An 11,965-nucleotide genomic window follows, 5' to 3' on the forward strand; every position below is an offset into this window, starting at 1 on the left:
GCTGGCCTCGCGCACGGCACGCGCCTGCACAACCTCAGCGCCCGACGGACGGCGGCAGGTTGCTGTTTCAAGGGCTTCGTCAAACTGTCCGACCCGAGCATTCGAACACAGTTCCGGCGTGTGCGGCAGTTATCCGGATGGCTAACCCGGTGCTGCATCAATGCGCATCGTGGGCCGCTCGCGCTATGATGCTGCAGCGGCAATCCAGCCGTTACATCGCCTCGCGCGCCAACGCGCGCACGATCGAAGAAGCAGAGGAACCCCATGTCAATTTCGATGTATCAAGCATCCCTGCCCGTGCTGATTCGCGGCCTGACGAACCTGCAAGCCATCCTGGGCAAAGCCGAAGCGCACGCTGCCGAGAAGCAGATCGAACCTTCGGTGTTCACGAACGCCCGGCTCGCACCTGACATGCTGCCGCTGGTGCGCCAGGTCTATATCGCGAGCGACACCGCGAAGGGTTGCGCCGCGCGTCTGGCCGGTGTCGAAGCGCCGAAGTACGAAGACGTCGAACAGACCTTCGACGAGCTGCAGGCCCGCCTTCAAAAGACGATTGATTATCTGAAGGAATTCAATGCGGCACAGATCGACGGCTCGGAAGGGCGCCCCATCACGCTGAAAATGCGCACGGGCCCGATCGAGTTCACCGGGTTGTCGTATCTGCTCGGTTTCGTGCTGCCGAATTTCTATTTTCACGTCACGACGGCGTACGACATTCTGCGTCACAACGGCGTCGAACTCGGCAAGCTCGATTATCTGGGCGGCATCAAGTAAAGGACTTGCGTGAATTGGGTCGCGATACGTGCGAGACGCGTGCCTCGTGCGTCGTGCACCGTCCGTCGCGCGATGCCCGGATGCTAGATGCGCGGCTGGAACGCGATGACCACCATGCCGGCCAGCGTCAACGCCACGCCAGCCGCGTCCCACAGCGTGGGCCGCACCTTGTCGACGCACCATAGCCAGGCAAGCGCCACCGCCACATACACACCGCCGTAAGCCGCATACACGCGGCCTGCGGCGGTGCCGTGCAGCGTCAGCAGCCACGCGAACAGCGCGAGGCTGAGCGCGCCGGGCAGCAGCAGCCAGACGGAGCCGCCCTCTTTCAGCCAGCGCCACGGCAAATAGCAGCCGACGATCTCAGCAACAGCGGTCACGACATACAGCAGGAAGGTTTTCATCGACGGATAGAAGCAAGTGGTTGTGTCGCCGCGGACTCGTGCGCAGCTCTCTATCAGCTTTATTAACACAATCACTTGGCTCAGCGGGCATGCCGCGTGCGACAGTCGCCGTATTTTGGTCCCTGATGACTATCGGTCATGAGCATCGCGTCACCCTGCATCGAGATCTGCAAGTTCGACGGCAAAACCGGTTTTTGTATCGGCTGCATGCGCACGCGCGACGAATGCAAAAGCTGGAAGAAGATGAAAGACAAGCATCGCAGGAAGATTATCGAGGACCGTCCGCGTCGCGAGCATATGCTGAAAAAGTGAGCGGCTCGGCGAGGCCATCGCGCTTCGTCAAGCCGATGGTTTGAGGATCGCGGAACGCGTCGGCGTCAATCCAATGAAAGCCGTAGCGCGAAGCCGATCAGCGCGGCTGAAAACGTCCAGCGCTGCAAGGTCTGCGCAAGCGGATGAGCACGCATCCAGCCGGCGATCCGCGCGGCGCCGATCGCATACATCACGTCGAAACACGCGCCGATAGCAAGCAGCACCAAACCGAGTTCGACCATCTGCAACGCAACCGGCCCAGCCTCAGGGCGCACGAATTGCGGCAAGAGCACCGAGCAAAACAGCAACGCCTTCGGGTTCAGCAAATTTGTCAGCAAGCCTTTGACGAACGCGGCCCGCAACGGACGCACGCCGGGATTCGCGATTCCCGCCGCATTGCCGCCTTCGTTGCCACCCTCGGGCAGCGCGAACACCGGCGAGCGGAAGATCTGAATCCCCACCCATGCGAGATAAACCGCGCCGCCGTATCGCACGACGTCGTACAGCCAGGGCGCACTGCGCAACAACGCCGCCACTCCACACGCCGAGAGCGTCACATGCGTGGCCCGCGCCAGACCCAGCCCCCCGGCGGCCGCGAAGCCGCTGCGCATGCCGCGTCCGATACTGGTTTGCAGTATCAGCGCCATGTCCGGCCCAGGGACCGCATAGACCACGAAAAGCGCAGCGATATAGACGGCCAGCAGGTGTGCGGAAATCATTAGAGCCTCCAGTTCTCAAGGGCTCTATCTTGCTATCGTCGGCGGAGGGTTTGCTGGCGAATTACCGGGGCGTACGTTCCAATTTTGGAGGAATACGCTAATATTCACGCTTTCAGGCACGTTTTCCGCTAACCCGCCGCAAGCATTCCCAAGCCATGACGACCGACCTCGATAAAACAGACCGTGCGATCCTCGCGGCGCTGCAAAATGACGGCCGCATGTCGAATGCGCGGCTGGCCGAAACGGTCGGCCTCAGCGAAACGCCTTGCGCGCGCCGTCTCAAGCGCCTCGAAAGCGAAGGCTATATCGACCAGTACCGCGCGATGCTCTCGCGCTCCGCGCTCGGCTTCGGGGTGGTCGCGTTCGTCTATGTGCGCTTTGCGGTGCACGACCGCACGGTGGCGACCCGCTTCGAGCGCGAGGTGCAGGCGATCCCGCGCATTCTCTCGTGCCATAACGTGTCGGGGAGTGCCGATTACATTCTGCAAGTGGTGGCGCGCGACCTCGACGACTACGGCACTTTCATGCGCGACGAGATGCGCAGCCTGCCGGGCGTGACTTCGGTGGAGTCGGCGTTGTCGTTGCGGGAAGTGAAGGCCAACGGCGGCTTGCCACTGTCCTGAGCGCGAACGTGGCATAGTCACCCATTTGATACGGCGTGAGCCGACCAGACGAAACCAGACGAACACGGAGTTTTCATGGACCACGAAAAGGCGCGAGCCGAAGAATCAGCCGCGATGGAACGCGTACTGACCGCGACCAAACGGGTGCAGACGGCCTTTGCATCGCTGCAATCGCAATTCCCGCCTGCCGGCAGCGGCAAGCCTTCGCAGTTCGCGTTGCAAACATTCGACGCCGCGTTGCAGGAACTGGAAGACGCGCAAGCGGCATTCGACGAACTGCTCGGCGATCTGCTCGACGGCAATCGTTGAGAGAGAACTGGACGCCCGCATCGCCGCGGGCACGGCATACACGCGACGGCGCTCGCGTGCTTTCACCGCGGCGCCCTGCGCAACCGCCCACACAAGAATGCTTCGTTTAACGAAGCATCTTGACGTCTGACTGCTCAGGCATGGAGCTATTCTGACGGACGGTGAACAGCGAGCGCCACACGCTCGTCAACGCGCGTCCGTTTCGATCACCGGCTCGCAAAGAACAGGAAAGTTGACCGAGTTCGCGATGTAGCACTTCTCGTGCGCCACATGATGCAAATGCGTGGCCAGTTCGACATCGCCCCCGGCCCGAATGACGACCTGCGGGCGCAGAACGATCTGTGAAAAACGGCCTTGCTGCGCACTGTCGAGCATGGTGCCTTCGGCGGCGTCGCGATAGTCGAGCACCACGATGCCGGCATCCGCGCAGAGATGCAGATACCAGAGCTTGTGACACGCGCACGCCGAAGCGACCAGCAGATCCTCCGGATTCCAGCGGTTGGCGTCGCCGAGAAAAGCCGCATCCGACGAACCCGGGATGGCCGGCTTGTTGCCCGCCGTGATCAGATGATCCCGGCCGTAATCGCGGTAGCCCGAGGTGCCGCTTCCGCGGTTGCCCGTCCACTGCACCGATACTTTGTATTTGTGCTCGCCGTATGCCATACGCCTCTCCTTGTCGAACCGGATCCGGTTGCCGGGATGTGCATTTTATACGCGGCAACCGGCCCGGCATACGCGGGGTGACGAACTACCTACCGAGGCGGCGCTACCCTGCCGGCCAGGTTCGGCGCGCGCGGATCGGGGCTCGCTTCCAGGCTCGTGCCGTTTGCCCGCATGTTGTTGAGCACCGGGCCCGAACGGATGCCGCCTGTCGTGCCGGCCGATGTTCCCACGCCCGGCATCGGACTGAGACCAGCCCCGGTGCCCACACTCGTTCCCGCCGCGGTGCCCGCGTTATTGGCGCCGCCTGACTGCGTGCCGCTCATGCTGCCGCCGGCCTGGCTTGACTGCTGCGCATAAGCGGCACCCGCCACGCCGATCATCAGCGCCGCCATGAGCGCCGATGCCGACACCGCGATACTGCCCGTTACAATCTTCATTGCCTACTCCGTCATATCGTTGAATTGCCCGAGCGCGACGCCCGCACTGCGGACCGCTCAAAACATATGACGTCGCGCGCCCCGCTTCGTTCAAGTGGTCGCGAGCGACTCACCGAGCGCCTCACTGAGCGGCTCACCGAACACTTCGCAATCTTCCAGCCGACTTTCATCGCTTGCCGGTTTCCAAAAAGGAATAAGACCGACCCCGTGCGCGTTATGATCGATTGTCACGCCAGAACGGCCGATCGCGCACGATGGAGCACGCCTACATCCAGCTTCTGCATCAGCTAGCCGGCCATTCGGCGTGGATGCTCACGGTCGTCTTCCTCGCGGCCTTCCTCGAGGCCATCGCCGTCATCGGCACCTTCATCCCTGGCAGCACCGCGATGTTCCTCGCCGGCGCGCTGACTGGCACCGGCTCGCTGAGCCTCGGCTGGGTATTCGTGTGGGCAATCATCGGCGCCATCGCCGGCGACGGCATGAGCTTCTGGCTCGGCGGCCGCTACAAGGAACGGATCGTCCAGCTATGGCCGTTCCGCAAACACCCCGAACTGCTCGACGCGGGCCACGGCTTCTTTCACAAGCATGGCGCGAAGAGCGTCGTGCTGGCCCGCTTCATCGGCCCGTTGCGGGCCATCGTGCCGGTCGTCGCGGGCATGCTCGGCATGTCGCCGCTGCGCTTCTATGCGATGAACGTGCTGTCCGCGCTGCTGTGGGCGCCCGCCCATATCCTGCCTGGCGTGGTGTTCGGCGCGTCGGTGCTATTGGCCGGCGCGGTGTCGTTCCGGCTCGTCGTGATTCTCGCGCTGCTGGTGTGCATCGTCTGGCTAAGCTTTCGCGGCGCGGGTTTCCTGCTGTCGCACGCCAATGCGTGGTCGAGCGCCGCGGGCCGCTATCTCGGCAACTGGGCGTGCCGCCACCCCGGGCCGCTCGGCCGTGCCGCACGCCACATGCTCGACCCCGAAACGCCGGATGCGACCAACATCCTCGTGACGTCGCTGATCGTGCTGGTGGCCGGCGCGCTGTTTTTCGGGGTTCTCGAAGACGTGATCAGCGGCGACCCGCTGACGAGCGTCGACCTGTCCGTCTATCACTTCCTGCAATCGGTGCGCACGCCGTGGGGCGACACCGTCCTCGCGAGTCTCGAGACGCTCGGCAGCGGCATCACGCTGACGGCGCTGATCGTGCTGGTGGTGCTGTGGATGCTGTGGGAGCGGCGCTGGCGCACCATCGGCTACTGGCTTGCCGCGGTCGTGTTTTCCCAATTACTGATCTTCGGACTGCAGTTCGCGATGCAGCGTGCGGCGCCCAATGAACTGATGACCGCCCACTACGTGTTTCCGAGCAATCACGTCGCCGCGACGGTCATCGTGTATGGCTTCCTCGCGTTTCTGCTCGGCCGGCGGGTCGGCATGCTGGAGGGTGTGCTGGTGGCGGCCGCGAGCATGATCGTGGTGATCGTGGTCGCGCTCGCGGGGGTGTACTTCGGCCGGTACTGGATGTCCGACGCGATCGGCGGCGCCGCGCTCGCGTATGTCTGGGTGGCGATCGTCGCGCTGACGGCGATGTGGCGGCATCCGCAAGCGCCGCCGCCCAACACGGTCATGCCCGTGGTGGTGCTGGTGGTCGTGCTGGTCAGCGTGGCGGTGCAGATCGGCGTCAATCCGCCGATGCCGCCGCCGGGCAGCACGCAGCGCGTGCCGCCCGTGCTGGTCACGCAATCGGAGTGGACGCTCTCCTTGTGGAAGCGGCTGCCGTGTTATCGCTCGGACATGGGCGGCGACCGCAAGGAACCGCTCACCGTGCAGTGGGTGTCGGACCTCGATTCGATCCGTGGACAACTACGCGCCCAGGGATGGGTCGAGGGCACCGACGTGTCCGCGCACAGCCTGCTCTCGCTCGCGTCGCCCGATGTTGCGGCGGTGTCGCTGCCGGTCTTGCCGAAGCTCAACAACGGCGTGCCTTCGTCGCTGGTCTTGATACGTCCCGGCGACACGCGCGCCGAACGCGACGTGCTGCGCTTCTGGCCGAGCGGCTATGCGGTGGAGAACGGCGCGTCCGCCACGCCGCTGTGGATCGGCGCACTCGCGCACGAGCGGCTGTCCAGGCCGTCGTGGCCGCTCAACATTCTGCGGGTCGACAAGGAACCGGGTTCGTTCGACGCTCACGCGAAAGCGGACGCCGGACTCGCCGCGGCGATTCTGGCCAGGGTGGACTGTCATGGCGTGCCGGTGTCGCTGCTTGCGTCGCCGGTGGAATGAGTGGCCAGGTGAAGAGGTTTGCCGCTGGCTCGCACGGCGCGCGCGTTCGTTGTACCAACTAGCAATTCGCCATGCGCTCAAGGAGTTAACGCGGTTGGCCAGGACTTGTCCACAAGGTTATGAACGTTTTCTGTGGATAAGCTGGGCGGTGCGAATGCCGTTCTTTTATGCCGTTGCGCTCCGTTCCGTTCCGTTCGGCAAGCATGCCGAACCGTCCTGGACGCGGGCCGACGCAAAGACCTGATCTTCCGGATTGTCAGCACAACGCCAACGCCGCGCCGAACCCGGCACACACCCATTCCTGTCGATTGACTGTCAATCGCAAACACCCGCGCAAACACTCGACCGGCAAGCCATCCCCGCGCCAGTTTCGGTGTGTATGCCTGGATCCTCAAGCACGCTTCATTCACATCCATCGCGATCCTCGCCAGGTCGCCAATTCGCTGCTGCATAAACATTGGATCGGGTCCATCGACGACGCCGTGCGCGTCTGGGGGCAATACGTGGGAGAGATCCTCGACTTTTTCGAAGGGCTTCCCGCCGGGTTTGCGTTGACCATTCCGTATCGCGGTCTGATCGAGAATCCGGACGCGACAGGCGCAAGCATCGGGAGCTTCCTCGGTCTGGCGGACGCGTCGCCGATCAGCGATTTTCAGATCTCCCAGCGTCATGCGCCGACACCGTTCAGTGATCCGGTGACCGACATCGCCGATCTCTATGTGATCCCCAGCAAGCCTGCGGGCGACGACAAACTCCTGGCACTTGCAGGAAGCGCGGCGACGCATCTGGGATATGCAGCCCCATAAGTTAGGCATGCCTACTGATCTATCGAGGCGAACACCGAATCTGATAGAACGTACGCCGTCCACGTGCAAGTGTCCAACCTCTGTTGCCCGTTGAGCGGCAACGCATCCCGAGCACCCTGTCCGTCATCTCGAAGTAACGAGGCCACGACAAAATCGTAGCCCGTTTGAGCTGGTCACCGATCGCGTAGTGCGGCACGCGTGCAAGCCACGCGGCGACTCCTCGCCGATGCGGCCGCGTCGTTCGCCCCGCTGCTGGACGAACGCCCTGCCTCGAAAGCGACCGCCCTGTGCCGCGAAAACCGGCATTGGGTCGGGTTCTTTACCGGATATGGTGAGGATGTTCTCGACTACAACCAGCATCGGTGGATTGCGAGAATTGGGTATAGCATTACGCGGTAGGGGCCTTGAGGCAGATACCTGCCACGATCAGTGACGGTTTGGGACGAACGACCCAAGGCCGCGCGACATCAGAGCCCCCGACCCAACGTGGCTCTGGCGGATGGGCTCGCGCGCCGGGGCGTCCGCGTTATCGATCGGTCATTTGTTCCGTTCCCGTCGGAATGCCGATTGCATAGACGACATCGCGCTTTCCCCACAAGCATCTGGAAAAACGGCCTGGCATCGACAGTGCTGGCATCCCGATTCGCAGTCAATCCCTCTCCGCTTGCCGGTTCACCGACAACAAGTCCAGCGAACGGGGCGACTCGAAAGAGCCGACTCAATGCTTTGTGAACGAACAGACGGGCACACAACGGCACTTTTCTCTAGAGTTGAAGGATCGCCTGTCAATCCTGACCGGCGACACTGCGCTGATTTTTCAGCGTAATTTCAATCTAAGGGAAAACCAATGAAAACTCCTCTTCACAAGGAAGTGTTGACCAATTCCGACGAGCACGCCGGGCTCCATTTGCATCTAAATAGTGCACCTCTGACGCTCAAACATACAATTCACCCGGAACATATCCGGGATAACCTGCCCGCGGGTCATGGCGGCGTCGGCTTTTTGTTTCACGCTACGGACTGGGATACACTTTCATTTTCTTTTCATAACGTCAAGCACCGAAACGCCTCATTTGAAGAGGAGCTTTGGAACACCAAGCCTTTTATTGCCTCGCCTATCTATTCGGGATCCCAGGTCATCGGGGCCAATATTGCCTGTCCGGTGCCGCTCGAGATGTGGCTCGGCAGCCCGCGCGGCATCAAGCGATTCAGGGAAACGCAATTTTTTCCGGCACTGGAGCTGGCAAGACAGGCGGGCCTGAACATGGTGGCAATGGGCGCCTCGACGCCTTACGCGTGCAACTATGGAGCCCTGCCGCGCCATACGAAGCCGCCTCATATCACCACGGGGCATGCGGCCACGGCGGCGATGCTGAAGGACTGGGCCGTCCATTGCTGCAACGAACTCGACCTCGAATTTGGCAACACGAAGCTCGCACTGTTTGGTGCGGCCGGGCGGCTCGGCACGACGGTGGCCAAGTATCTGCTCTATAAAGATGCACCGAAAGAGCTGGTTCTGATCGATCTGCCGGACAAGGTGAATCTGCTCACCGAGCAGGCGAGAGAGTTGCTGGCGTCGGACCTGCTGGGCAAATCGCGGGTGTCGGTGCATACCTTCAGTCCGGATACCCTGCTGCCGCAGTTCGACGGCGCCATCCTCGCCAGCAGCACCAGCGTGCCCTACCTCACCGCGTCCGATCTCAAACGGGCGCAGTTCTGGATCGACGACTCCCACCCCCGGGCGGCGAGCGTCGAAGCCGAACTCGCGTCACGCGGCCAGACGCTATATATTGAGTGCTTCGCCCGTGGCCCCGTCGGACTCGACACCACCTTTCCGTTCAGGCTGCCGACCACCCGCGATTGCTACACCTGTTTCGCTGAAGGCTACTCCGCCTGGCAGGAAGGCATTGCTTCCGATTTCATCATCGGCAGCCCGCCCGTGTGGTCGGTCTCGTATACTCACAGTCTCTTGAAGAAGTACGGCTTTTCGGTCGGTCCTTTTCACGGGAAAAACGGCTCGCCGATCAGCCTGGAAGCGCATCAACGCAGTAACCATGAATTGATGGGGTCGTAACGTCAACGGAGGCCTGATGGCAATACCGCGCGAAAGTATGCGGGATATGCTGGAACGAAGCAGGTTTGCAATTCGATGGGGGGGCGCACTTGGCCTCCTGTGTCACCCCATCTATTACGTTGTGTGGACCTATATCCTGCCGCAGCCATACGACAATCTTTTGCTTCGATTGAGCGCGGCGCTCATCTGCATTCCATTGATTTTTCAGGCTTACTGGCCAAAGCGGTTTAACCATTACCTGCTGATTTATTGGCATTGCGCACTGATCTACGTATTGCCATTTGTTTGCACATTTCTTACGGTCAGAAATTCCTTCTCCACGATGTGGATGATGACCGAAGTCATGATGATCTTCATCCTGGCGCTCTGTATCGACAATCCGCTTTTGCTGATCGCCTGTATCGGCATTGGCGCATTTTCCGGCACGCTGGCGGCAGTGATCAGCTCGCCGGTGCCGATTGTCCTCAGCGCGGCCGACAAGTCGAATCTCGCGGTGATGCCAGCGGTCGTCCTGTGCAGCATGGCTTTCAGCCATGCGATCAGCAAGGGACGCATCTTTGTCGAAAAGAACCGGGCGTTGCAGGCCCTCGCGGGCTCGATCGCCCACGAAATGCGCAACCCGCTCAGCCAGTTGCGGCACGTTCTGGATCGGGTGGAAGAAGCGCTGCCCGCCACCACGCCAGCCAATCGGGCGCCCGCGTTATCGCACGACAGCGCGGCGTCGCTGTATGGCCATCTCGCTCACGGACAGTTGTCGATCGAGCGCGGCCTGCGCATCATCGCGATGACGCTCGACGAAGTCAGCGCCAAGTCCATCCGCTCGGATCGCCTGATCTATCTGAATGCGGCGGCGACCACGCGTAAGGCGCTGGAAGAATACGGCTTCGACGATGACAAGGAGCGCAGCAAGGTCAGCCTCGTGGTGCAGGAAGACTTCATCTTCAAGGTTGATGAAACGGTCTATCTGTTCACCCTGTTCAATCTGATCAAGAACGCGCTCTATCACATTGCCACGCATCCGTCGGCGACGCTTACACTCACGGTCGACCGGCAGTCGGTCATCGTTCGCGACACCGGCGCCGGCATCGCGCCGGAGATCCTGGCGCATCTGTTCGAGCCGTTTCGCACGGCGGGCAATTCGGGCGGCACAGGCTTGGGTCTCGCGTACTGCCAGCGCGCGATGCGCGCGTTCGGCGGAACCATCGGCTGCCAGTCGGAAGTCGGCAAGTTCACGGAGTTCACGCTGCGCTTTCCGGTCGTCTCGAAAGACGAAGTCGCGGACTATGAGCGCCGCATTTTCGAACGCGCCGCGCCGGTGTTCAAAGGCAAGCGCATCCTCATCGTCGATGACGACGCCGGGCAGCGGGCCAGAACCCGTCGCGCGTTGACCAAGGCAGGCGCCTATGTGAGCGAGGCGGAAAACGGCGAGATCGCGTTGACGACGCTGCGGCAGTCATCGCCCTACGACCTCGTCCTGATGGACATCAGCATGCCGGTTCTGGATGGCTATGCGGCCACCGAGACAATTCGCGCCGACCATGAATGTCCGAACCGCAGCGTCCTGATTGCCGCCTATACGGCGGAGCCCGGCAATGCGGTACGCGTGCATGCCCGGCGAGCCGGCATGGATGAAATCATCAGCAAATCGTCCAGCGTGCAGGAATTGATCAGCGCTCTGCAGACGCTCTTCGAGAACGGCAACCAGCACCATCTGAGCGAGCGAGCCGACGGCTTCTCCGGCAAATCGATCCTGGTGGCGGACGACGACACCTACAGCAGGCTGGTTGCCAAGGCCTATCTGGAGCGGTGCGGAGCGACTGTCGTCGAGGCCGAACATGGGCAAGCCGTGCTCGCCCGGCTGCAGCAAGATGGCGTGATCGACGCGATCCTGATGGATATGAACATGCCGGGCATGACCGGCATCGAAACCACCGCGTCGATTCGCGCGCGCACCGACGCCTGCGCCAACGTGCCGATCATCGCGTTGACCAGTCAATCCGATATCGAATCGGTGCACGCGTGCCTCGCCAGCGGCATGAACGAGGTGATGATAAAACCCGTGCAGGCCGGCTCTCTTTATGCATGCCTGACAAGGCAGTTCGCACCGCAAAGGGCGTTGGACGTTCCAGCCAAAACAGATTTGTCGGCGACGCCGGCTGCCGCCGCTCCCGCCGGTCAACTTGCGGCAATCGCGGACGATGATCTGCTCGATGACGAACACCTGGAAGAACTGGTCGCGCTCGATCTGCTCGACGAATCGTTCCTCAACGGGATCGAGCAGATTCGCTCGTTAGTGGCGCGGCTCGCGACCAGTGTGGCGGCGCTCGACCTCAAATCGACACACAGCGCCTTGCACGTGTTGCTTGGCGTCAGCGGCAATATCGGAGCAAAGGCGCTGCATCGATTCGCGAGGCAAATCTATCCGCGCGTGATTGACGGCGAATGGCCTTCGGAGCCCGACTGGCTCGCGCATATTTGCCTGTTGGGCGAGCGTTCAGCTGATGCGCTGCAGTCGTATTACGCGTCGGCCAAAGCACGTCGCGATCATCGGGATGCGCTGAGCGATTAGTGGCTCTTGGGCGG

Annotated in this window: 12 protein-coding genes; 8 read left to right on the forward strand and 4 right to left on the reverse strand. The window is 62.0% G+C overall.

What is annotated here, in order from left to right; translation table 11 throughout:
- Positions 1 to 264 precede the first annotated feature (264 nt).
- Complete coding sequence (locus tag HV744_RS00340; RefSeq protein ID WP_175147590.1) at positions 265 to 774, forward strand: DUF1993 domain-containing protein; 510 nt, start codon at positions 265 to 267, stop codon at positions 772 to 774.
- Positions 775 to 857: 83 nt separating this feature from the next.
- Here HV744_RS00340 and HV744_RS00345 read toward each other — a convergent pair whose 3' ends face one another.
- Positions 858 to 1,178, reverse strand: coding sequence for a YnfA family protein (locus tag HV744_RS00345; protein WP_175147591.1), 321 nt, complete (start codon positions 1,176 to 1,178; stop codon positions 858 to 860).
- A 138-nt stretch (positions 1,179 to 1,316) separates the two neighbouring features.
- Here HV744_RS00345 and HV744_RS00350 point away from each other — a divergent pair, with 138 nt between their 5' ends.
- Positions 1,317 to 1,490, forward strand: a complete 174-nt coding sequence (locus tag HV744_RS00350) for a DUF1289 domain-containing protein (RefSeq protein WP_175147592.1) — start codon at positions 1,317 to 1,319, stop codon at positions 1,488 to 1,490.
- 65 nt (positions 1,491 to 1,555) lie between these two features.
- On the opposite strand, the gene HV744_RS00355 is transcribed toward HV744_RS00350, so the two are convergent.
- Positions 1,556 to 2,209: a LysE family translocator gene (locus HV744_RS00355; protein WP_175147593.1), complete on the reverse strand. Its 654-nt coding sequence runs from the start codon at positions 2,207 to 2,209 to the stop codon at positions 1,556 to 1,558.
- Positions 2,210 to 2,364: 155 nt separating this feature from the next.
- On the opposite strand from HV744_RS00355, the gene HV744_RS00360 reads away from it, so the two are divergent.
- Positions 2,365 to 2,832 (forward strand): Lrp/AsnC family transcriptional regulator, encoded by a 468-nt coding sequence (locus HV744_RS00360; protein WP_175147594.1) that lies wholly within the window; start codon positions 2,365 to 2,367, stop codon positions 2,830 to 2,832.
- A gap of 75 nt (positions 2,833 to 2,907) precedes the next feature.
- Positions 2,908 to 3,141 (forward strand): hypothetical protein, encoded by a 234-nt coding sequence (locus HV744_RS00365; RefSeq protein WP_175147595.1) that lies wholly within the window; start codon positions 2,908 to 2,910, stop codon positions 3,139 to 3,141.
- 186 nt (positions 3,142 to 3,327) lie between these two features.
- On the opposite strand, the gene HV744_RS00370 is transcribed toward HV744_RS00365, so the two are convergent.
- Entirely contained in the window at positions 3,328 to 3,804 is a 477-nt protein-coding gene (locus tag HV744_RS00370) for an OsmC family protein (RefSeq protein WP_175147596.1), read from the reverse strand.
- An 89-nt stretch (positions 3,805 to 3,893) separates the two neighbouring features.
- The gene (locus HV744_RS00375) at positions 3,894 to 4,241 is read right to left on the reverse strand and encodes a hypothetical protein (protein ID WP_175147597.1); all 348 of its coding nucleotides are present in this window, start codon (positions 4,239 to 4,241) and stop codon (positions 3,894 to 3,896) included.
- A 254-nt stretch (positions 4,242 to 4,495) separates the two neighbouring features.
- Between HV744_RS00375 and HV744_RS00380 the strand changes: the two genes are divergently transcribed.
- The 4 genes from HV744_RS00380 (at position 4,496) to HV744_RS00395 (ending at position 11,951) form a co-directional block, all read left to right on the forward strand.
- On the forward strand, positions 4,496 to 6,502 hold the full coding sequence (locus HV744_RS00380) for a bifunctional DedA family/phosphatase PAP2 family protein (protein ID WP_175147598.1): 2,007 nt from the start codon (positions 4,496 to 4,498) through the stop codon (positions 6,500 to 6,502).
- 167 nt (positions 6,503 to 6,669) lie between these two features.
- Entirely contained in the window at positions 6,670 to 7,308 is a 639-nt protein-coding gene (locus HV744_RS00385) for a sulfotransferase (protein WP_175147599.1), read from the forward strand.
- Between the two features lie 847 nt (positions 7,309 to 8,155).
- Positions 8,156 to 9,382, forward strand: a complete 1,227-nt coding sequence (locus tag HV744_RS00390; RefSeq protein WP_175147600.1) for a hypothetical protein — start codon at positions 8,156 to 8,158, stop codon at positions 9,380 to 9,382.
- Positions 9,383 to 9,398: 16 nt separating this feature from the next.
- Positions 9,399 to 11,951: an ATP-binding response regulator gene (locus HV744_RS00395; RefSeq protein WP_175147601.1), complete on the forward strand. Its 2,553-nt coding sequence runs from the start codon at positions 9,399 to 9,401 to the stop codon at positions 11,949 to 11,951.
- Positions 11,952 to 11,965: the final 14 nt, after the last annotated feature.

This window comes from Paraburkholderia ultramafica, from assembly GCF_902859915.1.
In the GTDB taxonomy this organism is placed as follows: Bacteria; Pseudomonadota; Gammaproteobacteria; order Burkholderiales; family Burkholderiaceae; genus Paraburkholderia; species Paraburkholderia ultramafica.

Bases quoted from the DNA above. Each gene is read 5' to 3' on its own strand.
- HV744_RS00340 (WP_175147590.1), top strand. From the start codon at position 265: ATGTCAATTTCGATGTATCAAGCATCCCTGCCCGTGCTGATTCGCGGC.
- HV744_RS00345 (WP_175147591.1), bottom strand. From the start codon at position 1,178: ATGAAAACCTTCCTGCTGTATGTCGTGACCGCTGTTGCTGAGATCGTC.
- HV744_RS00350 (WP_175147592.1), top strand. From the start codon at position 1,317: ATGAGCATCGCGTCACCCTGCATCGAGATCTGCAAGTTCGACGGCAAA.
- HV744_RS00355 (WP_175147593.1), bottom strand. From the start codon at position 2,209: ATGATTTCCGCACACCTGCTGGCCGTCTATATCGCTGCGCTTTTCGTG.
- HV744_RS00360 (WP_175147594.1), top strand. From the start codon at position 2,365: ATGACGACCGACCTCGATAAAACAGACCGTGCGATCCTCGCGGCGCTG.
- HV744_RS00365 (WP_175147595.1), top strand. From the start codon at position 2,908: ATGGACCACGAAAAGGCGCGAGCCGAAGAATCAGCCGCGATGGAACGC.
- HV744_RS00370 (WP_175147596.1), bottom strand. From the start codon at position 3,804: ATGGCATACGGCGAGCACAAATACAAAGTATCGGTGCAGTGGACGGGC.
- HV744_RS00375 (WP_175147597.1), bottom strand. From the start codon at position 4,241: ATGAAGATTGTAACGGGCAGTATCGCGGTGTCGGCATCGGCGCTCATG.
- HV744_RS00380 (WP_175147598.1), top strand. From the start codon at position 4,496: ATGGAGCACGCCTACATCCAGCTTCTGCATCAGCTAGCCGGCCATTCG.
- HV744_RS00385 (WP_175147599.1), top strand. From the start codon at position 6,670: ATGCCGTTGCGCTCCGTTCCGTTCCGTTCGGCAAGCATGCCGAACCGT.
- HV744_RS00390 (WP_175147600.1), top strand. From the start codon at position 8,156: ATGAAAACTCCTCTTCACAAGGAAGTGTTGACCAATTCCGACGAGCAC.
- HV744_RS00395 (WP_175147601.1), top strand. From the start codon at position 9,399: ATGGCAATACCGCGCGAAAGTATGCGGGATATGCTGGAACGAAGCAGG.